Origin of the sequence: Streptomyces sp. NRRL F-2664, assembly GCF_000719345.1 — a bacterium.
Taxonomy (GTDB): domain Bacteria; phylum Actinomycetota; class Actinomycetes; order Streptomycetales; family Streptomycetaceae; genus Streptomyces.
Genome location: NZ_JOFX01000016.1, coordinates 75,903 through 96,063, shown reverse-complemented (window position 1 = coordinate 96,063; position 20,161 = coordinate 75,903). Strand labels below are relative to the sequence as shown.

Here is a 20,161-nt window from a genome sequence, read left to right as displayed (position 1 = left end):
CCGGACGATAGCGGCGCGTGGCGCCCCCGCACGTTTGTTGAGCAACTTCCGCCAAAGAGTGCCCACGTCGGCTTTGGGTCCGGGCGCGGTTCCCGGGCCGTCCTGGTGGGCGCACTCTTTTCGTCCTCTTGACGATATGGACGCCTCGCCATTATCGTCGCATTGACGAAATCAAGGGGGTTCGCCATGGCCGACATCACCCGGCGCCTCGGTTGGCGCCATCTGCGCTCCGCGCCCACCGCCCACATCCGCCACCACAAGCGGGGCCGGCTGGTCCACGACGGGCGGGGGCTCAGCTTCTGGTACCGGTCACTGTCGGCAGCGCTGTCCGAAGTGCCGGTCGACGAACGCGAGTTGGCCATGGCGTTCCACGCCCGTACGGCCGACTTCCAGGACGTCACCGTGCAGGCCACCGTCACCTACCGGATCAGCGACCCCGCGCAGGCGGCCGAGCGGCTCGACTTCTCCGTCGACCCGGACACCGGGAGCTGGCGCGGAGCGCCGTTGGAGCAGATCGCCACCCTCCTGACCGAGACCGCGCAGCAGCACACCCTGGACGTACTGGCCCGCATCCCGCTGGCCGACGCCCTGGTGGACGGCGTCGCCTCCGTCCGCGGGCGAGTCGCCGACGGTCTGGCGGCCGAGCCCCGGCTCCCGGCCACCGGCATCGACGTGGTGGCCGTGCGGGTCGTCGCGATCCGCCCCGAGGCCGAGGTGGAGCGCGCCCTGCGCACCCCGGCCCGCGAGCAGATCCAGCAGGAGGCGGACCGGGCCACCTACGAGCGTCGGGCCGTCGCCGTGGAGCGGGAACGCGCCATCGCCGAGAACGAGCTGGCCAGCCAGATCGAACTGGCACGCCGCGAGGAGCAGTTGGTCGAGCAGCGCGGCATCAACAGCCGCCGCGAGGCGGAGGAGCAGGCAGCGGCCGACCGGGTACGCACCGAGGCCGAGGCGGCCCGCACGGTCCGCCTGGCCCACGCGGAGGCCGAGGCCGCTCGGGAGACGGGCGCGGCGCGCGCCGAGGCGCAGGCCGCCTGGCTGCGGGTGCACGGCGAAGCCGACCCGGGCACGCTGCACGCCCTGGCGGCGAGCCGGCTCGCGGAGAACCTGCCGCGGATCGAGAGCATCACGCTCTCCCCCGATGTCCTGACCGGGCTCCTCACCCGGCTCGGGCGTCCGGACGGCGGGACGGACGCGTGAGCCTCGCCCCACGGGCGGTACTGGTGCACCGCAGGACCGAGTACGAGGAACTGCTCACCCGGCACGGGACGCACGGGCAGGCGGCGTTCTTCCTCTCCAGCCGCGGCCGTTCGATCGACGAGGTGGTCCGCCGCCACGACTGCACGCAGCAGGCGTTGCGGGACGTGGCGGCGGCGGTGCCCCTGACCTGGCGCAGCACCCGGGTGGAACGGGCGGACCTGGACCGCTTCCTGTTCGCCCCCGAGGACGTGGTGGTCGTCGTCGGCCAGGACGGACTGGTCGCCAACACCGCCAAGTACCTCTGCGGACAGCCGGTCGTGGGCATCGACACCGACCCGGGGCGCAATCCCGGGGTCCTGGTGCGCCACCGCTGCACCGACACGGCCGCCCTGCTGCGTGCCGCGACCGCCGCCGGGGACCGGGCGGAGGAGCTGACGATGGTCGAGGCCGTCGCCGACGACTCCCAGCGCCTCCTCGCACTCAACGAGATCTACCTGGGCCCGCCCGGCCACCAGACGGCCCGCTACCGCCTGGGCCCCGACACCGGGAACGACCCGGGCGAGGCCCAGGCGTCCTCCGGCGTCCTGGTGGGCACGGGCACGGGTGCCACGGGCTGGCTCCGCTCCCTGTGGCTGGAGCGCGGCAGCACCGCGAAACTGCCCGCGCCCTGCGAAGGCCGGCTCCTGTGGTTCGTCCGCGAAGCGTGGCCCTCCCCCGCGACCGGAACGTCCCGCGTGGCCGGCGAACTCGCCCGCGGACAGGGCCTGCGGCTCACCGTGGAGTCGGACCGGATGGTGGTCTTCGGCGACGGGATGGAGTCCGACGCCCTGCACCTGACCTGGGGCCAGAGCGTCCGCCTGGGCATCGCGGGAACCTCGCTCCGCCTGGTGGCGTAGCTCCCCGGCGCAGCGGCAGAACACGGCCGGGCCCCGACCCGGGGGGAACAGGTCGGGGCCCGGCCGATGGGAGGGGTGGGCGCGCGCCACGGCTCATGCGCCGCGGAGCGCGTACCCCGGTCAGCGGCGGAAGGCGTCCTTGACGTCCTCCTTGGCGTGACGGGCGTGGCCCTTCGCCTGCTCGGCCTCGCCCTCGGCGGTCATCCGCTCATTGCCGACGGCTCGGCCGACGGCCTCCTTGGCCTTGCCCTTGGCCTGCTCGGCGTGCGCCTTGCTCTTCTCCGTGCCCGACATCGGGGACCTCCTCGTTGCTGTACCGGATTGGTCGTGACCGCTCTCCTGCTCCCGATCACCGGTCGCAAACCCCCTCGTGCGACTTCTGCCGGCCGAGGTGCGTTGTCGGGACGCCGGATGTCGGGGTGTGCATGGATGCGAGGAACGGGGGCACGGGCGAACTGGCCACTGCAGGAACGTGGGGGCCGGGACCGAGGTCCCGCCCTCGAACACTTCTGAGGAGTTGTTTTCGCATGACCGAGAACGTGTGGAGCTACAAGCCGACCGCCGGCCGTCTGACCGGAACGGACCTGACCGGCTACAAGGTCGAAGCGACCGACGGCAGCATCGGCAAGGTCGACAAGCACTCCGACGAGGTCGGCGACGCCTACCTGGTCGTCGACACCGGCGTGTGGATCTTCGGCAAGGAGGTCCTGCTCCCGGCGAGCACGGTGATCCGGATCGACGAGACCGAGCAGAAGGTCTACGTCGACCGCACCAAGGACCAGATCAAGGAAGCCCCCGAATTCCACCGGGACAAGCACCTCGGGGACACCGGGTACCGCCAGGAGCTCGGTACCTACTACGGCACCGGCGGGCCCTTCGGCGGCCGCCCCGCCTGACGGGGGCCGGTCCGCACGACGGCCGGGACGGCGCGGATGCGCCGTCCCGGCCGTCGTCGTGTCAGCCGGCGCCGCCGAGCGCGGCCAGTACGCGGTCCGGCGTCAGCGGGAGTTCGCGCAGTCGGCGGCCCGTGGCGTGGTGGAAGGCGTTGCCGATCGCGGCCGCCGTTCCCACGATGCCGATCTCCCCGATCCCCTTGCTGCCCATCGGGTTGAGGTGCTTGTCGTGCTCCTCGATCCAGTGGGCCTCGATCGCGGGTACGTCGGCGTGCGCCGGCACGTGGTAGGAGGCCAGGTCCCTCTCGGCGAAGTCGCCGAACTGCGCGTCGAGCGTGCTGTGTTCCGTCAGCGCCATACCGAGTCCCATGACCATGCCGCCCTTGAACTGCGACCGTGCGGTGAGCGCGTTCAGGATGCGGCCCGCGGCGAAGACGCCGAGCATGCGCCGTACCCGGACCTCGCCGGTGATCGTGTCGACCCGTACTTCGGCGAAGTGTGCGCCGAAGGCGTGCCGGGCGTAGGGGGACTTCTGCTTGGCGGACTGCGTGGTGTCGGCCGATGCGGACAGCCCGCCGGCGGGCAGCGGTCCGTGGTGCCGCTCCAGACGCGCGGTCAGAGCGGTGCAGGCGTCATGGACGGCCCACCCCCAGGATCCGGTTCCCGCGGAGCCGCCCGCGAGGGGGGCCGCGGGCAGGCCGGTGTGGCCGATGGCGACGGACACCGAGCCGAGCGGGACCCCCAGGGCGCGGGCTGCCACCTGGGCCAGGACGGTACGGGCGCCCGTCCCGATGTCGGTGGCATTGATCTCGACGAGGTGGCGGCCGTCGGGCAGGGCGTGCGCCCGGGCGGTGGAGGGCGCGATCAGGACGGGGTAGGTGGCGGCGGCCACCCCGCTGCCGATGAGGTACCGGCCGTCCCGACGGGGCTCGCGGCACTCGGCCCAGCGGAACCGTTCGGCTCCCTCTCTCAGGCACTCGACGAGATGACGGCTGCTGAAGGGGAGGCCGCTGTCGGGTTCGGTGCGGGGTTCGTTGCGCACCCGCAGCTCGATCGGGTCGATGCCGAGGGTGTCGGCGAGTTCGTCCATGGCCGATTCCAGCGCGTACATGCCCGGTGCCTCGCCGGGGGCGCGCATCCAGGACGGCGTGGGCACGTCGAGGGCGACGACCCGGTGGGTGGTGCGCAGGTCGGGCACGGCGTACATGACGCGGGCCGGTACCGCCGCCTGTTCGACGAACTCGCGGACCCGGGAGGTATGGGTGGTGACCTCGTGGGTGAGGGCGGTCAGGGTGCCGTCGGTGCGGGCACCGAGCCGGATGCGGTGCAGGGTGGGTGCGCGGTGGCCGACGGTGGTGGGCAGGTGGGGGCGCGGCAGGGCGAGTTTGACGGGCCTGCCGTAGTGGCGCGAGGCCATCGCCGCGAGGACCACGTGGGGGCGCGGGGTGCCCTTGGAGCCGAATCCGCCGCCGACGTGCTCCGAGACGACGGTGACCTGCTCCTCCTCCAACTCCAGGAGTGCGGCCAGCGCGGAACGGACGGGACCCGCGCCCTGGCTGGAGTCGTGCACGGTGAGGTGGCGGCGTTCCCCGTCCCAGTGGGCGAGGGCGGCGTGGGGTTCCATGGGGTGGTTGTGCAGAGGTGCCACCGCGTAGGCGCAGTCGATCCGCACGGGGGCGGCGGCCAGTGCCGCGTCGGGGTCGCCCTTCTCGCGGTGCGCGGGGTAACCGCCGTTGGCCTCTTGGGGGGTGTAGGCGTCCGGGTGGTCGGCGTCGAGGGTGACGTCGTGGGGGTCACTGCCGTAGGTGACGCGTACCGCGGCGGCTGCGGCCCGCGCGCCCTCCAGGGTGTCGGCGACGGCCAGTGCCACGTACCAGCCGCGGTGCGGGACGCGCAGGTCCTGCAGGAGGCGCAGGGTGGGGTCGTCGGCCGCGCCGAGGCGGGGTGCGTCGTACGGCGTCAGTACGCCGATCACACCGGGCACGCCGGTGGCGGCCGCGGTGTCGACGCCGGTGATGCGGCCGCGGGCGATCGTGGCCGGCACGGGCCAGGCGTAGGCGCAGTCGGGGGGTGTGTGCTCGGCGGCGTAGCGGGCGGCGCCGGTGACCTTCTCACGTCCTTCGCTGCGCCGGGCCGGGCTGCCGAGGGCGGACGGGCTGTCGGGCAGGGTGGGCATCGGGTGTCCCCCTTTCTCTTCGGGGGCGGTCACGGCCGGTGGGGGGCGGGTGGGTTGCCGGAGGCGGAGCGGATCAGGGCCGCCAGGGCGTCGCGGGCGAGGTTGCGGGCGAGGTCGACCTTGAAGGCGTTGCCGGGCAGGGGGACGGCCGCGGCCAGCTCGGCGTCGACGGCCTCCCGTACGACCTCGTCGGTGGGTACGGCGCCGGTGAGCCGTTCCTCGGCGGCCGCGGCACGCCAGGGCCGGTGGGCAAGGCCGCCGAACGCGAGAGCGACATGGCGTACGCGGCCGTCGTCGAGGGCCAGCACCGCGGCCACGGAGGCGAGCGCGAAGGCGTAGGAAGCGCGGTCGCGTGCCTTGCGGTACAGGGACACGGAGCCGGGTGCCGGCGGTGGCAGGAGGACGGCGGTGACGATCTCGCCCGGGCGCAGGACGGTGTCCCGTTCGGGGTGGTCGCCGGGCAGCCGGTGGAACGCGGCCGCCGGGACCCGGCGGGTGCCGTGCTCGCCGTCGTAGAGCTCGATCTCCGCGTCCAGGGCGGCGAGGGCCACCGCCATGTCCGAGGGGTGGGTGGCGATGCAGTGTGCGGAGTGGCCGAGGACGGCGTGGTCGCGGTGCACTCCGTCGCGGGCGGCGCAGCCGGTGCCGGGTTCCCGCTTGTTGCAGGGCTTGGAGACGTCCTGGAAGTAGGGGCAGCGGGTGCGCTGGAGCAGGTTCCCGCCGGTGGTGGCGATGTTGCGCAGTTGTCCGGACGCGCCGGAGAGGAGGGCCTGGGACAGGGCCGGATAGCGGGTCCGGACCAGGGGGTGCACCGCCAGGTCGGTGTTCGATACACCGGCTTCGGCCCGGAGGGCTCCGTCGGGCAACTCCTGGAGGGCGTGGAGGGGCAGCCGGGTGAGGTCGATGAGGGTGGCGGGGGTCTCCACGCCGTGCTTCATGAGGTCGACCAGGTTGGTGCCACCGCCGAGGTAGAGGGACCCGGGGTGGGTCGCGTAGGCGGCCGTCGCGTCCTGGACGCTGGTGGGCCGTAGGTAGGCGAAGGGCTTCACCCGGTCACCTCCCGGGCAGGGCCGGGCCCCGGGCGGGCCCCGGCGGCGGCGCAGGCCGCCACGGCTTCGGCGATCCCGTTGTAGGCGCCGCAGCGGCAGAGGTTGCCGCTGAGCCGCTCCCCGATCTCCTCGGCGGTCAGGGTGGCCGGGCCTGCCGGGTCCGCCGCGGCGGCCGGGTCGGTCACGTGGGAGGGGTGCCCGGCGGCGGCTTCCCGCAGCACTCCCACGGCGGAGCAGAGCTGGCCGGGAGTGCAGTAACCGCACTGGAAGGCGTCGTGGTCGAGGAAGGCCTGTTGGAGGGGGGAGAGGGCGCCGTCGGGGGCGGCCAGCCCCTCGACGGTGGTGATCTCGGAGCCGTCCAGGGTCACCGCCAGCAGCAGGCAGCTGTTGGCGCGCCGGCCGTCGACGAGGACGGTGCAGGCTCCGCACTGCCCGTGGTCGCAGCCCTTCTTGGACCCGGTCAGGTCCAGCAGCTCGCGGAGGGCGTCGAGGAGCGTGACCCGGTGGTCCAGGTCGAGGGCGTGGGTCCGGCCGTTGACGCGGAGGGTGACAGGTGACCGTAGGGCACCGGCTCCGGACGGCGGACCGTCCTGCTGCTGGTGCAGGGGATCGCGTGCAGGTGCCACCAGGGTGTCCTCCCTATCCGGTTACGTGAAGTATGTCCTGGCACCTGCCCGGGTCGGGCCGTGCCATACGTCCCTCGGCGTGGCGTCCTCCTCGTGCCAGGTCGGCGGCCGGCTCGCGTGTGCGGCCCCGGCACCGGGGCAGGCGTCCGGCCGGAGGTGGACGATGCCGAGTGGGAAGCACATGGGGACTTCGGCCGCGGCAGCGGCACGGGACGCCGTCGGGTTCGTGCGGCGCGGAATCAGGTCCTCGGGCAACGAGCGCGACGACCTGGTCCTCGTCGTCAAGACCGTGGTGGCGGCCACCGTCGCCTGGGTGCTGGCCCGCTATCTGCTTCCGCCCACGGTCTCCACGTTCGCCCCCTTCACCGCTCTGGTGGCCCTTCAGTCGACGGTGTACCGCTCGCTGCGGGAATGCGCCCAGTACCTGGCCGCCATGACGGCGGGTGCGGCGCTGGCCGCATCCTTCGCCGCCCTCACCGGCATCCACGGCTGGTCCTTCGCCCTGCTGACGCTCGTGGCGCTCGGGGTGGGCCGGTTCCGTCCGCTGGGCGAGCACGGCACACAGGTCGCCATCATCGGCTTCTTCGCCTACTCCTCCGGGTTGGGGCAGATCGACTACATCGGACACCTCGTGGCGTCCGTGGCCATCGGCGCCGGCTGCGGGGTGGTGGCGCACGCGGTGCTGGCCCCCGCCCGCCACACCGTCCACCGGAAAGAGGCGGTCGCCGACCTCTTCCGCCGCGTCGAAAGCCGCATCGGTGAGCTCGCCGACGCCTTCGAGACCGAAGCCCCCGATGCCGAGCGGGTCCACCGGCTGGGCGGGGAGTGGCGGGCGCTGTCCTTCGAAGCCGACCGGATCCGGCAGGCCGTCGACGCGGAGGTGGAGAACAGCCGCCTCAACCCGCGCCCGACCATCGAAGGCTCCGCGGACGCCCTCGTACGGGCCCGCGAAGCACTCGATGTCTGCCAGCGCTGCCAGGATCATCTCCGCTCCGCCGGCCGCAGCCTCGACCACGCCGTCGCCGGCGGCGAACTGGCCGTGCTGCCGGCCTCGTTCCGCTCCGCCTACGCCGGGGTCCTGCGCACGGCGGCGAGGGCGATCCACCACATCGGCCGGCCGGAACGCACCGACCCGCAGCTGCTGAGCCAGACCCTCGACCAGGCCGGCCGCGCACTCGACCACGCCCGTCGGACACTGCTCGTCGCAGACGGCCGACCGGAGACGGCCGCCCTGCAGGGCACCCTGCTGACCGATGCCGGTCGCCTGCTCGAAGAACTGCACCACAGCGACCGGTTCCTGGCGCAGAGCACCTGAGGGCAGCCGCGGCCGGGCCGTTCCCGTGCGATCCGCCCGTGACCGACCGCCTCCCCCGCCTGCGGCGGCCGGGCGCTACGGCTGGGCAGGGGTGAGGAAGTCGGCCACGAGGACGGCGAACTCCTCCGGTGCGATGATCCGGATGCCCAGCTCCTCGGCCTTCGTGCGCTTGGAGCCGGCCTTCTCGCCCGCCACCAGGAGGGTGGTGCGCTTGGAGACCGACGAGGAGGCCTTTCCGCCGGCCCGCTCGATCAACTCGTTCATCTCGTTGCGGGACAGGGCCGCGAGGGGGCCGGTCATGGAACCGGTGACCACGACGGCCTGTCCGGCCAGCGGGCCGCCCGCCGCGCCCTCGCCCCCGCCCGCGTCGGCGGCGTCCTCCGCGTCGGCCGCGGTCTTCGGCGGCTCGGTGACCTGCGTACCGACCTGATGGGCCTGGAGCTTGTCGAGGAGCGGGGCGAGTTCGACGAGTTCGGCCGCGATGACGCGGGCCTTCTCGGTGCCGATGCCGTCCACCGCGGCCAGCGTGTCCGCGTCGGCGGCGCGGATCGCGGCCATGGACCCGAAGTGCGCGGCGATCCGGCGGGACATGGTGCGCCCGGTGCCACGGACTCCCAGGGCGCAGAACACGCGGTTCAATGCGGCCCCGCGGGCGGTCTCGATCGCGGCGAGGAGGTTCGCGGCGCTGGTCTCCCCCATCCGCTCCAGACCGAGGAGTTGCTCGCGGGTCAGCGTGAACAGGTCGGCGATGTCCCTCACCAGACCGGCCTCCACCAGCTGGACCGCCCGCGTGCCGCCGAGGCCTTCGATGTCGAGCTGGTCGCGCCCGGCCGCGTAGACCACCGAGGCCACGGCCTGACAGCTCCGGCCCCGTACGCACCGCCACCGCTGTTCGGAGGTGTCGATCGCGTCGCCGCAGCGGGGGCACGCCCCGGGGAAGGCGATCGGGGTCTCCGTACCCGTGCGCCGGTCCACCAGCGGCGCCTCGACCCGGGGAATCACGTCTCCGGCCCGGTAGACGAACACCTGGTCGCCGATCATCAGCCCGCGACGGGTGATGTCGGACGGATTGTGCAGCGTGGCGTAGGTGACCGTCACCCCGTCGATGACCACGGGCTCCAGGACGGCCCGCGGGGCGATGATCCCCGTCCGGCCGACGTTCCACTCCACCGCCACCAGGCGCGTCACCTTGTGTTCGGCCGCCAGTTTCCGGGCCACCGCCCACCTCGGGGCGCGCGAGCCGCTGCCGGCCTGCCGCTGGTCCTCGGCAGTGTCGGCCTTGACGACGACTCCGTCGATCCCGAACGGCAGGTCCGTGCGCAGACCCGCGATCTCGTCGATGCGTTCCTGCACCTGCTGGAGGGTCTCGCACCGCATCGGGGCAGCGGCCGTGGCGGCGGCCGTGTTCGCGCCGAGGGCGGCGAGCTTCTCCAGCAGCGCGAGGTGGCCGAGGTCGTCCAGTCCGATCGCGCCGTAGGCGAAGAACGTCAACTCGATCCGGTACGGCCGGTCCTTGGCCCGCAGCGTGCCGGCCGCTCCGCTGCGCGGATGCGCGAAGGGCGTGGCCTCGTGGGTGAGCCGGATCCGGTTGGCCTCCTCGAACTGCGCGGTCGTCAGCAGCACCTCGCCGCGCAGCTCGACGTCGATCGGCTCGGTGAGGACGGGCGGCAGGCCGAGGACGGCGTCGGCGGCGTGGGTGATGTCCTCGCCTGCGAGCCCGTCGCCGCGGGTGAGGACCTGGACGAGCCGACCACCCCGGTACCGGGCGGCCACGGCGAGGCCGTCGAGCTTGGGCTCCACGCACCACCCGGCGACCGGGCGGCCCAGGCGTCGTTCCAGCCCTGCGGCCCACTCGGCGAGCCCGTCGGCATCGAAGACGTTGTCGAGGGAGAGCATCGGCACCGAATGCGGCACGTCGCCCTGCACGGCCCCGCCCGCCACCTTCCCGGTCGGCGACTGCGCGAGCGCCTCGTCCGGGTGGGCCTCCTCGTAGGCCGCGATGGCACGCAGCAGCCCGTCGTACTCGTCGTCGCCGAGCGGGGTGGTCCCGTCGCCGTAGTAGGCGGCCGACGCCGCCACGGCGGTCGTCACGGCCTCCACGTAGGCGGCAGGAGTGAGCAGGGCACTGTTTTCCGTCATGGAGGTCATCATGGTGCCCACCACTGACAAGGCCCGCCCCCGGGGCCGAGCGTCGGCCCCGGGGGCGGGACGGGTGTCGGGCGGGCGGAGTCCGCGGTCCTATGCCGGGGCGGGCGCGGCGGGAGGCCCTTCACCCGTTTCGGGTTCGTGCGCCGGTTCGCTGAGCTGGTCGCGCAGGTAGTTCCAGACCACGGCGATGAGCGCGGCGACCGGTACGGCGAGCAGGCTGCCCACGACTCCGGCCAGGCTGCCGCCCAGGGTGACCGCCAGCAGGACCACCGCCGCGTGCAGACCGAGGCTGCGGCTCTGGATCATGGGCTGGAAGACGTTTCCTTCCAGCTGCTGCACCGCGACGATGATGGCCAGGACGATCAGCGCGTCGGTCAGGCCGTTCGACACCAGCGCGATGAGCACCGCCACCAGGCCCGCGAACAGGGCCCCCACGATCGGCACGAACGCGGACACGAAGGTCAGAACGGCCAACGGCAGCACCAGGGGTACGCCGACGATCCACAGGCCGAGGCCGATGAACACGGCATCGAGGAGCCCGACGAAGGCCTGGGACCGGACGAACGAACCGAGGGTCTCCCAGCTGCGTGCCGCCACGACCGGAAGGTGCGTGGCGAGGCGGCCAGGGAGTTGGCGGGTGAGCCACGGCAGGAAACGGGGCCCGTCCTTGAGGAAGAAGAACATCAGGAAGAGCGCCAGGACGGCGGTGACCAGGCCGTTGAAGACGGTGCTCACTCCGAGGGCGACGGTGGAGACCGCGCTCCCGATGCTGTTCTGGAGGCGGTCCATCGCGGCGTCGGAGGCACCGGCGATCTGGTCGTCGCCGATGTTCAGCGGCGGTCCGGCCGCCCACTCACGCAGTCGTTGGATGCCCTCGGTGACGCCGGTGACCAGTTCGCCCGACTGGGAGGCCACGGGGACGGCGATCAGCGCCACGATGCCCGCGGCCACCAGGAGGGACAGCACGGTCACCACGGAGGCCGCCAACGCGGGCGGCCACCCGCGTCGTCGCAGGAAGGCGGCGAGGGGATAGGTGAGGGTGGTGAGGAACAGCGCGATTATGAGGGGCCAGACGACCGACCACATCCGGCTCAGGATCCACAGGGTCGCCGCCGCCATGACCGCGACCACCAGCAGCTCGGCGGAAACCCGCGCCGACCTGCGGAGCGCGGCAGCGGCCTTTGCGGAACTCAGGATGGCAGACATGACGCCACCCTAGTCACACCGGACGCCCCTGCCGCCTGCCGCGCACCCGGCGGATAATTGCTCCATGGACGGACGAAGGACCTCCTGGGTCAACACCACGCACGATTGGGCCGGGGCCGTCGACGGGCAGCATCTCGGCCTCGTCCGCCGGGGGTCGGCGCAGTTCGCGCCGGGCGGGCCCGGACACCTCGTGCTCGAAGTCCTCGCCTACGCCGCTGACGAGGCTGCGAGCCGAGGCGGTGGACGGTGTGCCGTCACACTGCACCCCGACGGTTCGGTGTCGGTGCAGGACGACGGCCGGGGCACCGACACCCGGGTCGACGAGCACGGCCATGTGGTGAAGAAGCCCGTGATGGCCACGAAGGATCTCCGATTCTTCGATTTCCCGGAGGCGGAGCGCCTGCCGGACGGACATCCGCGTCGTGGCATGTCCGTCGTCGCAGCGCTCAGTGAGTGGCTGATCCACACCAACCGCCGTCTCGACGGAGCCTGGACCCAGCGCTACGAGCACGGCGTCCCGGTGACCGGACTGCAGCCCGTCGAAGCCGACGGGACCACGGGAACCTGCGTCCGCTTCCTGCCGGACGAGGCCCCGCCGTCGGCGTGGTCGTTGACGGCGGCCGACGTGGTGCGGTGGTCCGAGCACTGGCCCCACCTGACGGTCTCTCTCGACGACCGGCGCGACGGCGAGTACCCGTCGGCTCCGTGACCGGGGGCCGGCCGTCGGGGGCCCGCCCTCCCCCGGTGGTCCGGTGCGCAGGAGGACGGCGAAGCGCACGTCCGCTCCGGGGCAGGCCCGCGATCCGCCGGCTCAGGTGAGGGCGGCGATCACCTCCCGTGCGGCCCGTTCGCCCTCGGTGGCCCCGCCCTCCATGAAGCCCTGGAAGTCGTAGCTGCAGTGCTCGCCGGAGAGGTGGACGTTGCCCTGCGCGGTGCCCTCGTACTTCGCGTACCGGTGCAGGTACCCCGTCGGCCAGTACGAGTACGCGCCGAGCGAGTACGGGTTGCGGTGCCAGGCGGAGAGCTGCGCCCGCCCCGTCCACGCGGCCTTCGTACCGGGGAAGAACGCATCGATCCCGGTGAGCATGCGGCCGGCGAGCCCCCGCACGTAGGGGTCGGACTCGGTGGCGAACGGCGCGGCGGGGGTCAGGGCGCGCGCCGGTGTCCCGCCGCCGTACTGGAGCAGGACGCCGCCCGTGCCGGGCTGGAGCTTGGTGGTGTCCCAGGTCTGCTGGACCTCGGAGTCGGTGAAGCAGTCGCCGGCCGACACTCCGGGCCACGGGCCGGTACCGCGCCACGGGCGGCTGCCGAACTGCATGTTGAGCTTGGTGCAGGCGCCCATCCGGGCATCGCGCAGCAGGTTCTGCATGAGGGGGTCGAAACCGGCCGCCGAGGTGTCGACGCCCTGGAGGACCGGCAGGGGCAGGCACAGGACGGTGTGGTCGGCCACGACCGTGCGGGTGGCGCCGGAGTCGTCGAAGGTGAGGGTCTGGGTGCCGTCGGAGCCGGCGCGCACGGCGACCAGCCGGCGGCCCATGACGATCGAACCGGAGGGCAGGGCCGCGGCGATGGCGTTCGGCAGCAGGTCGCTGCCGCCGACGATGTGGTAGCGCTCGTTGGACAGGCCCCAGACGTTGAAGTTGCCCGGGTTCGGCTGATACCCCATCAGCAGGACCAGGGCGAGGGCGGACTGCTCGGTGGTGTCGGCCCCGTACTCGACGGTGTAGGCCACGTCCATGAAGCGGCCGAGGGGTGAGCCGTGCCCGCCGGGGACCCTGCTGTCGATCCATTCGTACAGGGTCATGTTGTCCAGGGCCGTGCCGGCCGGGGTGGTGGAGTTCCAGGACACCTCGCCGGAGTCCTGGAGGTCGCGGTGCAGCTGCTGGTAGACGGCCTTGAAGTCCTCGTCGGCCTGCGTGCGGGAGTAGTACGTGCCGTTGAACCACAGGACCTCCTCAGCCCCGTTGGGGCCGCCGCCGAGGAAGTCCTCGGTCCGCAGGCCGAAGCGGCGGCAGAGCTCCAACATCTTCTTGTGGCTGGTGTCGATCAGTTCGCCGCCGATCTCCGAGGTCTGCCCGTACGCCCAGTGGTCGCGCTGCGTCCACATCCGGCCGCCGACACGGTCCGGGTGGGCCTCGTAGACGGTGCACGGGATGCCGGCGTCCTGGAGGGTGAGGGCGGCGGTGAGGCCGGCGATGCCCGCACCGACCACCGCGACGCGGGCCGGCTGGGGCCTCTTGCCGTCGGGGGCGGACGCGGGAATCGCGGCGCGGGCCGGCGCGGCGGCGACGCCCGCCGCGGCGGCGCCGAGGCCGAGGGCGGCCGCTCGGCGCAGCAGCTCCCGGCGGCCGAGGCCGCGCACGTCGGCTACGGGCAGGCGCAGGCGGCGGGCGGCGGCGTGTTCGGCGGTGAGCCGGCGGAGGGCGTGCATGAGGGGCGTACGGGCCATGGCGGGGGCTCCTTCGCGGATCGGACGACGAGGGACGGGACGAACGGGGGTCAGGCGTACGCGGATCAGGCGTTCGCGGGGGACGCGGGCGACGCGGGGGGCGCGGGCAGGCCGGTGGTGCCGTCGGGACCGGGCCCGGTGCCGTCGTCGGCGCGCTCGGCGCTGTCCTCCAGGACGATGCGGCCGATGACCTCGTAGCGCTCGGGCGCCTTGGCCCTGAGCCACAGGCCGAGGCCCAGTCCGCCGAAGAAGACGGCTCCGACGATCCACGGGATCAGCTTGAAGAAGACGGACCCGGCGGCGGTGCCGGCCGCGGTCTCCATGTTGACGACGAGCAGGACCACGACGGCGGTCATCCCGATCCCGCCGAGCAGCGGCGCGGTGAAGGTCCGGAACCAGTGCCGGTCCTCGGGGTGGTTCCGGCGGAAATAGCCGATGACGGCGAAGGAGCACAGGGTCTGGACGATGAGGATCGCCATGGTCCCCAGGATCGCCAGCAGCGTGTACGGGTGGAGGTACGGGTCCTGGCCGGTGAGCCAGAAGCCCGCGACCAGTGCCACCGCGATGACGGTCTGCACGACCGAGGCGACGTACGGGGAGCCGTGCCGCGCGTGGGTCCGGCCGAGCGCCGGGTGCAGGAACCGTTCGCGGCCGACGGCGTACAGGTAGCGGGCGGCGCACTGGTGGAAGGCCATCCCGCAGGCGAACGAGCCGGTGAGCAGCAGCCACTGGAAGGCGTCCACGGCCCAGGCGCCGATGAACTGCCGGGTGGGGGCGAAGAAGAGGTCGAGGGGGGATGCGGAGGCGGACAGTTCCACGGACCCGGCCAGGCCGTTGCCGGCGATGGCCATCCAGGAGACGTAGATGTAGAAGAGGCCGACGCCGACCACGGAGATGAGCGTGGCCCTGGGAATGACCCGCTTGGGATCGCGGGACTCCTCGCCGTACATGGCGGTGGACTCGAAGCCCACCCAGGACCAGAAGGCGAAGAAGAGTCCGAGGCCGGCGGAGGTACCGGTGAAGGCGTTCCGGGGGTCGACCGGCTCGACGGGGATCCCGTCGGGCCCGCCGCCCGCGACCAGTACGGCGGTGGCGACGGCGAACAGGACCGCGATCTCGGCGACCAGCATCACGCCGAGGGCCTTGGCGGTCAGGTTGATGTCGAAGTGGGCGAGCACGGCGGTGACGGCGAGCATCCCGGCCGCGTACAGCACCCAGGGGAGGTCGACCCCGAACTGGTCCGCGACCGTGGTCCGGGCGAAGTAGGAGAAGACGCCGACGATCGAGGCCTCGAAGACGACGTAGGCGAGGACGGCCAGCATGCCGGAGGCCATGCCGGCGATCCGGCCGAGTCCGTGGGAGATGTACCCGTAGAAGGCGCCCGCGGCGGTGATGCGCTTGGCCATGGCCACGTAGCCGACCGCGAAGACGGTCAGGACAACGGTGGCGAAGAGGTACCCGGCGGGGGCGCCCGTTCCGTTGCCGAAGCCGACCGCGATGGGGAGGTTGCCGGTCATGGCGGTGATGGGGGCGGCCGTGGCGACGGCCATGAAGACGACGCCGACCAGGCCCACGGAGTTCGCCTTGAGGCGCTGGACCCCGCCTGCGGGGCGGGTTGTTCGGGTGGATCGGGGGGTGCCGGTGGAACCGTTGGACATGTCGTCCTCTTCCGCTCGTGCTGGGTGTCCCGACGTGAGGCGGGCCACTCTGGCGGTGCGTGACGCAGCCCACAATCGGCATGCGGTCCGGTAATCGCCGTGCGGAGCAGACGAGTTGTCGGGGGGTCAGGCGCCGTTCCCGCACTTCGGGGCCGCGAGTCGGCCCGACGGCCGATCCCGACCTTGTCAGGGGTCTGTTCACAGCAGGGCCCGGTGGGCGAGGATCACGCCCGCCCCACCCGTGTCACGCCCACCCCGCCTTCCCACCCCGGAGGATGTCCATGACCCGCCGCACACCCCGCGGCCTGCTCGCCGCGGCCATCGCCACCGTGGCGCTCTTCCCACTCGCCGGACCGGCCACCGCACAACCCCCTGCCCCTGCCGCCGGTTCCATCGCGCCGCAGGGCCGGATCTTCATGGTCAACCCCGTCCAGGCCACGGGCGACCAGGCGCTCACCGACGGCAAGGACGCCGACTCCGCCGTCCCCGCCACCGCGTACACCCTGGCCGCGCTGCGCAACCTGGACGCCGGCGGCGGACTCCAGGGCCGCTGGGCCTCCGTACGCTCGGACACCGGCGCGTCGGCCAAGGCCGGCGAGGCCGCCGGCTACACCCGGCACGACGACCGGTTCGAGCAGGTCATGGCCTACTTCTGGGTCAACGAGGCGCAGGAGTACCTCCAGTCCCTGGGCTTCGGCACGGAACTGCCGGGCGCCAACGACCGGGTGCAGCCCGTACGCATCAACCAGTGGGGCGCGGACAACTCCTTCTTCACCGACAAGAAGGACGAGATCCGCTTCGGCAAGGGCGGGGTCGACGACGCCGAGGACGCCGAGGTGGTCGTCCACGAGTACGGACACGCGGTGCACGAGGCCCAGGTGCCCGGGTTCGGTGCCTCGCCCGAGGCCGGCGCGATCGGCGAGGCCTTCGGCGACTACCTGGCCGTCGCGGTCGGCGAGCACGCCGGCGCACGGTACGGATGGACCCGCCGGACCGACCTGGGCTGCGTCGCCGACTGGGACTCGACCGGTTACAGCGCCGCCCCGCACTGCCTGCGCCGGATCGACGGCACCAAGGTCTACGCGGACCGCGTCGGCCAGGTCCACGCTGACGGCGAGATCTGGTCCCGGGCCCTGTTGGACATCCGCGGCGCGCTCGGCGCCCGCGCCGCCGACCGGATCATCGTGAACGCGCAGTTCGGCTTCGCCCCCGACACCGGCTTCACGGACGCGGCCCGCACGACGGTCGCGACCGCCGGGCGGATGTACGGTGCCGCGGCCGCGCAGCAGGTCCGCGCCGCCTTCGCGGCCCGCGAGATCCCCGGCGTCTGACCCGGCCCGCTCCGGCCCCGTCCCCCGACGACGCCTCCCCCGTTCCCCCGCGGGCACCGCACGGCGGTGACGCGGGGGCTCGGGCCCTCCTCTCGCGGAGGCCACGCGACCCGGAGCGGCCGAACCTGCCCGCTCTTTACCGACGCCGCAGGTCAGCAAGGCTGTGGGCCGTCTGTTCCATGCCGATCACCGACTCTGGTGTTGTTCTGTGTTCAACCTGTATGTTGAGCGCCGCCAGCTCCCGGCGTGAGTGTGAAACCCCCACTTCACCGCACCAAGTTGGGGCTCCCTTTCTCGTTCCGCAGGAGCACTGCATGACCATGCCCACCCCCGCGCCCGACAACCCGCAGCAGCCGGACACCACTCCCGCACCGGCGCCCGCGTTCGCCGCGACCGGCTACACCCTGCCCACCCAGCCGCAGAGCGACGCCGGCAAGTCCGCCGGTCAGCTCAACGCCAAGCAGAAGACCGTCCTCGGCTGCGGGGGCATGGTCGCCCTGTTCCTCATAGCCACGATGATCGCCGCAGCTGTGTCACCCTCCGAAGCGAAGCCTGCGGAAGCGAAGCCCGCTCCGACCGTGACCGTCACCGTCACCGCCACGGTCACGGTCACCGCGGCACCACCGGTTGCGGCCGCGGCGCCCGCAGCGTCGCCGACGCCGGAAGCGGCACCGCAGACGGCACAGGTGCCCGACATGACGGGCAAGTCCGGTGATCTGCTCGTAGAAGCACTCGAGAAGGCGGGCTTCCCCGACGGCTACAAGGCCACTTCCTTCCATGACGTCAGCGGCCAGGGGCGCACGGTGCTCCTCCTGACGAACTGGAAGATCTGCGACCAGGACCCCAAGGACAAAGCCGTCCCCGTCACCGACAAGATCTCCGTCGGGGTCGTCAAGTTCGGCGAGAACTGCCCGTAACCCTCGAAGAGGCGCCACGCCCCCTTCCGCCTGAGCCGGTCCTGATCCGGAGGGGGCGCAGCGCGGGGGCGGGTGCCTCAGCGGGCCGGTTTCTCGAAGGTGCCCAGGCCGTTGGCGTCCAGGTACTCCACCCGCATCCGGCCGTCGGTGAACGTGACCCCGGTGCGGCCCACGGCGTTCTCGCCGACGGTCTCGAAGCTGAAGGTGTCCCCGTCGTAATGGGTCAGGGGGAAGTCCATCGGCTTCGGGCCCAGGCGCAGCACCAGCCCGCCGTTCGGGCCGGCGGTGACGGTGGCCCGCCCGTAGAACGGGTTGGTGTACGCACCGGTGTACGCGCTGTCCGCGCGGGCCGGCCGCGGGTCGGCGGGCGGCTTGGCGTAGTCCGTCTCCGAGCGGCCCTCGCTGAACTGCTGCTCGTAGACCTTGCCCACCAGGGGCAGCCAGTCCCGGCTGGGCTTGCCGTACTCGGCGGTGTCCAGGAAGTTGAGGGCGACGGAGTCGGGGAGGCCCACGGGGGCTCCGTTCGTGAGCACCACGATGGCGAGCTTCTCGGCGGGAACCAGGGTGACGTTGGTGTTGGCGCCGAGTGCGAACCCGCCGGCGTGGCTCAGGCGCAGCCGCCCGCGGTCGTCGTACCGCACGTTCCAGCCCAGGCCGTAGAAGGAGGGCTGGGCATTCGCCTCGCCGGGCGGCTGGCTGATGCTGTGGGGGACGTGGGTCGCGGCCAGGCCCTCGCTGTTGATGACCTGCTTGCCGTCGATCTTTCCGCCGCCCAGCTGGAGGCGCAGCCAGCGGGCCATGTCCCGGGCGTTGGAGCTGACCCCGCCGGCCGCGGTCTGCGCGTCGGGGTTGCGGACGTAGCGCGGCTTCCAGGTGCCGTCGGGGGTCTTGACGTGGGTCAGGGCGCGGTCGGCCGCCTTCTCGTAGTCGCTGAAGCGGGAGCTGGTGTGGGTCATCCCCGCGGGCTTGTACAGCAGGTCGTCGGAGAGCTTGTCCCAGGGCACGCCCTTGGCCGTGGCGACGGCCTCGGCGGCCGCGGTGAAGCCGAAGTTGGTGTACGCGTAGCTGCTGCGGAACGGGCTGAGGGGCTCGTGGCGCAGGTGGGACAGGATGTACGCCTGGTCGTAGCCGAGGTCCTCCAGGAGGTCGCCCGAGTGGTCGGGCAGACCGGAGCGGTGCGAGAGCAGGTCGGCCGCGGTGACGTGCGAGCTCACCCACGGATCTTTGAGAGAGATGCCCTTGAGCGGGTCGTCGAGGCCGTCGGCGCCGAGGGCTTGGGCCACGACGGTGGAGGCGACCGGTTTGGAGACCGAGGCGAGCTGGAAGACGGTGTCCGGGCCGACCTTCCCGCCCGGGGAGTCGGTGCTGCGGACCCCGTATCCCTTGAGGTGGACGACCTTGTCGTCGTGGACCACGGCCACGGCGACTCCGGGCACCCCGGTGCGCCGCATGCCGTCCTGAACCTGCGCGTCCAGTGTGTCCAGGGCCCTCCCCACGTCGAAGTCGCCGGGGTCCGGCGACGGTGCGGCGGCGACGACGCCGGCCGCCAGGGCGAGCCCGGCGGCCAGTGCCGGTCCCCTGCGCCTGCTGCTGTATGGCATACGTCCATTCAACGCCGGTTCGGCTCCGGGCGCGCTGTAGCCGGCGGCGGGCGCGGGCGGTCCGGCTCCCCCGGCCGTCCCGCACACGTCCGCTCCGGTTCCACGACCATCGGACGGTGGGCAGTTTGCGCAGGTCAGGGGCGTTCGGTCCGGTGGAAGGCCGTCGGGTCCTCGCCGTCGGCGCAGCCGGCGTCGCAGCGCCCCACCGCACGGTCAGGCGGACCCTCGGCGGCGCCGAGCTGCGCGATCACCGCCGACGCCGCTCCCCGGCGTCTCGGCAGCGGCCGGGTGCCCCTCGCGCCGGAGCCGGGCCGGGATGCGCGCCTGCGGCTCCCGGGTTCGGCGTGCGAGGTCCATCAGGAGGAGGGCGAGTGCCGTGCCGCTCGGCCCGAGCGCCTGGCCGTAGTGGCGCAGGACCTGGTTCTCGCGTGCCAGCTCCGTCGCCGGGACCCCGGCCCGCATCCGCAGGGCGACGAGGTCCGCGTGGGCAGCGGTGCGCCTGCGGACCAGGTCGATGACGGCTTCGTCCAGCTCCGCGACCTTCCGGTGCGCCTGCTCGATGGATCCGTCCAAGGGCGTCGGCACGGCCAACTCCTCTCCGTAACCCGGCGTTGCTGAATCGGTTGGGCTGCTTCCCCCCGTGCGGTGCCGCCTGGCATCGATGACGGAGGAGGCGGCAGCCGCCCGCCGCCCGAA

Annotated in this window: 17 protein-coding genes; 7 read left to right on the top strand and 10 right to left on the bottom strand. The window is 72.8% G+C overall.

All coding sequences use genetic code 11. The features are described 5' to 3' along the window. Positions 1-186: 186 nt before the first annotated feature. Both IF89_RS0116530 and IF89_RS0116525 read left to right on the top strand, forming a co-directional pair. Positions 187-1,200 (top strand): SPFH domain-containing protein, encoded by a 1,014-nt coding sequence (locus IF89_RS0116530; protein ID WP_030767767.1) that lies wholly within the window; start codon positions 187-189, stop codon positions 1,198-1,200. Next, positions 1,197-2,096 (top strand): inorganic polyphosphate kinase, encoded by a 900-nt coding sequence (locus tag IF89_RS0116525; RefSeq protein WP_030767765.1) that lies wholly within the window; start codon positions 1,197-1,199, stop codon positions 2,094-2,096. The genes IF89_RS0116530 and IF89_RS0116525 overlap by 4 nt, the downstream gene beginning before the upstream one ends. A 120-nt stretch (positions 2,097-2,216) precedes the next feature. Here the strand turns inward: IF89_RS0116525 and IF89_RS42110 are convergent, their stop codons facing one another. Beyond that, complete coding sequence (locus tag IF89_RS42110; RefSeq protein ID WP_078628338.1) at positions 2,217-2,390, bottom strand: CsbD family protein; 174 nt, start codon at positions 2,388-2,390, stop codon at positions 2,217-2,219. 233 nt (positions 2,391-2,623) lie between these two features. Between IF89_RS42110 and IF89_RS0116515 the strand changes: the two genes are divergently transcribed. Continuing rightward, positions 2,624-2,992 carry a PRC-barrel domain-containing protein gene (locus IF89_RS0116515; protein ID WP_030767763.1) on the top strand — a complete coding sequence of 123 codons (369 nt, stop codon included), beginning with the start codon at positions 2,624-2,626 and terminating at the stop codon, positions 2,990-2,992. Positions 2,993-3,053: 61 nt separating this feature from the next. On the opposite strand, the gene IF89_RS0116510 is transcribed toward IF89_RS0116515, so the two are convergent. The 3 genes from IF89_RS0116510 to IF89_RS0116500 are packed head-to-tail and all read right to left on the bottom strand — an operon-like array spanning position 3,054 to position 6,819. After that, positions 3,054-5,165, bottom strand: coding sequence for a xanthine dehydrogenase family protein molybdopterin-binding subunit (locus tag IF89_RS0116510; protein WP_030767761.1), 2,112 nt, complete (start codon positions 5,163-5,165; stop codon positions 3,054-3,056). Positions 5,166-5,194: 29 nt separating this feature from the next. Next, positions 5,195-6,214, bottom strand: a complete 1,020-nt coding sequence (locus IF89_RS0116505; protein ID WP_030767759.1) for an FAD binding domain-containing protein — start codon at positions 6,212-6,214, stop codon at positions 5,195-5,197. Further along, on the bottom strand, positions 6,211-6,819 hold the full coding sequence (locus IF89_RS0116500) for a 2Fe-2S iron-sulfur cluster-binding protein (RefSeq protein WP_078628342.1): 609 nt from the start codon (positions 6,817-6,819) through the stop codon (positions 6,211-6,213). The genes IF89_RS0116505 and IF89_RS0116500 overlap by 4 nt, the downstream gene beginning before the upstream one ends. A 202-nt stretch (positions 6,820-7,021) precedes the next feature. Between IF89_RS0116500 and IF89_RS0116495 the strand changes: the two genes are divergently transcribed. Continuing rightward, positions 7,022-8,155: an aromatic acid exporter family protein gene (locus IF89_RS0116495; protein ID WP_030767754.1), complete on the top strand. Its 1,134-nt coding sequence runs from the start codon at positions 7,022-7,024 to the stop codon at positions 8,153-8,155. Between the two features lie 75 nt (positions 8,156-8,230). Here the strand turns inward: IF89_RS0116495 and ligA are convergent, their stop codons facing one another. Together ligA and IF89_RS0116485 are read right to left on the bottom strand one after the other, a co-directional pair. Further along, the gene (gene ligA, locus IF89_RS0116490; protein ID WP_043194023.1) at positions 8,231-10,303 is read right to left on the bottom strand and encodes an NAD-dependent DNA ligase LigA; all 2,073 of its coding nucleotides are present in this window, start codon (positions 10,301-10,303) and stop codon (positions 8,231-8,233) included. Positions 10,304-10,393: 90 nt separating this feature from the next. Next, positions 10,394-11,509, bottom strand: a complete 1,116-nt coding sequence (locus IF89_RS0116485; RefSeq protein WP_030767748.1) for an AI-2E family transporter — start codon at positions 11,507-11,509, stop codon at positions 10,394-10,396. Positions 11,510-11,573: 64 nt separating this feature from the next. On the opposite strand from IF89_RS0116485, the gene IF89_RS0116480 reads away from it, so the two are divergent. After that, a complete protein-coding gene (locus IF89_RS0116480) occupies positions 11,574-12,218 on the top strand; it encodes a DNA gyrase (RefSeq protein WP_030767746.1) in 645 nt (214 codons plus the stop codon). A gap of 102 nt (positions 12,219-12,320) precedes the next feature. Here IF89_RS0116480 and IF89_RS0116475 read toward each other — a convergent pair whose 3' ends face one another. Beyond that, positions 12,321-13,958 (bottom strand): flavin monoamine oxidase family protein, encoded by a 1,638-nt coding sequence (locus IF89_RS0116475; RefSeq protein ID WP_030767743.1) that lies wholly within the window; start codon positions 13,956-13,958, stop codon positions 12,321-12,323. Positions 13,959-14,023: 65 nt separating this feature from the next. Next, the gene (locus tag IF89_RS0116470; protein WP_078628336.1) at positions 14,024-15,616 is read right to left on the bottom strand and encodes an APC family permease; all 1,593 of its coding nucleotides are present in this window, start codon (positions 15,614-15,616) and stop codon (positions 14,024-14,026) included. Between the two features lie 281 nt (positions 15,617-15,897). On the opposite strand from IF89_RS0116470, the gene IF89_RS0116465 reads away from it, so the two are divergent. Both IF89_RS0116465 and IF89_RS0116460 read left to right on the top strand, forming a co-directional pair. Continuing rightward, a complete protein-coding gene (locus IF89_RS0116465; RefSeq protein WP_234327776.1) occupies positions 15,898-16,947 on the top strand; it encodes a M4 family metallopeptidase in 1,050 nt (349 codons plus the stop codon). Positions 16,948-17,261: 314 nt separating this feature from the next. Next, complete coding sequence (locus IF89_RS0116460; protein WP_030767735.1) at positions 17,262-17,864, top strand: PASTA domain-containing protein; 603 nt, start codon at positions 17,262-17,264, stop codon at positions 17,862-17,864. 77 nt (positions 17,865-17,941) lie between these two features. Here the strand turns inward: IF89_RS0116460 and IF89_RS0116455 are convergent, their stop codons facing one another. Together IF89_RS0116455 and IF89_RS0116445 are read right to left on the bottom strand one after the other, a co-directional pair. Further along, a complete protein-coding gene (locus IF89_RS0116455) occupies positions 17,942-19,465 on the bottom strand; it encodes a serine hydrolase (protein ID WP_030767731.1) in 1,524 nt (507 codons plus the stop codon). Between the two features lie 213 nt (positions 19,466-19,678). Further along, a complete protein-coding gene (locus tag IF89_RS0116445) occupies positions 19,679-20,050 on the bottom strand; it encodes a hypothetical protein (protein ID WP_063831306.1) in 372 nt (123 codons plus the stop codon). Between the last annotated feature and the right edge of the window lie 111 nt (positions 20,051-20,161).

Bases quoted from the DNA above. Each gene is read 5' to 3' on its own strand.
- IF89_RS0116530 (WP_030767767.1), top strand. From the start codon at position 187: ATGGCCGACATCACCCGGCGCCTCGGTTGGCGCCATCTGCGCTCCGCG.
- IF89_RS42110 (WP_078628338.1), bottom strand. From the start codon at position 2,390: ATGTCGGGCACGGAGAAGAGCAAGGCGCACGCCGAGCAGGCCAAGGGC.
- IF89_RS0116515 (WP_030767763.1), top strand. From the start codon at position 2,624: ATGACCGAGAACGTGTGGAGCTACAAGCCGACCGCCGGCCGTCTGACC.
- IF89_RS0116510 (WP_030767761.1), bottom strand. From the start codon at position 5,165: ATGCCCACCCTGCCCGACAGCCCGTCCGCCCTCGGCAGCCCGGCCCGG.
- IF89_RS0116495 (WP_030767754.1), top strand. From the start codon at position 7,022: ATGGGGACTTCGGCCGCGGCAGCGGCACGGGACGCCGTCGGGTTCGTG.
- ligA (WP_043194023.1), bottom strand. From the start codon at position 10,303: ATGACCTCCATGACGGAAAACAGTGCCCTGCTCACTCCTGCCGCCTAC.
- IF89_RS0116485 (WP_030767748.1), bottom strand. From the start codon at position 11,509: ATGTCTGCCATCCTGAGTTCCGCAAAGGCCGCTGCCGCGCTCCGCAGG.
- IF89_RS0116480 (WP_030767746.1), top strand. From the start codon at position 11,574: ATGGACGGACGAAGGACCTCCTGGGTCAACACCACGCACGATTGGGCC.
- IF89_RS0116475 (WP_030767743.1), bottom strand. From the start codon at position 13,958: ATGGCCCGTACGCCCCTCATGCACGCCCTCCGCCGGCTCACCGCCGAA.
- IF89_RS0116470 (WP_078628336.1), bottom strand. From the start codon at position 15,616: ATGTCCAACGGTTCCACCGGCACCCCCCGATCCACCCGAACAACCCGC.
- IF89_RS0116465 (WP_234327776.1), top strand. From the start codon at position 15,898: ATGACCCGCCGCACACCCCGCGGCCTGCTCGCCGCGGCCATCGCCACC.
- IF89_RS0116460 (WP_030767735.1), top strand. From the start codon at position 17,262: ATGACCATGCCCACCCCCGCGCCCGACAACCCGCAGCAGCCGGACACC.
- IF89_RS0116455 (WP_030767731.1), bottom strand. From the start codon at position 19,465: ATGCCATACAGCAGCAGGCGCAGGGGACCGGCACTGGCCGCCGGGCTC.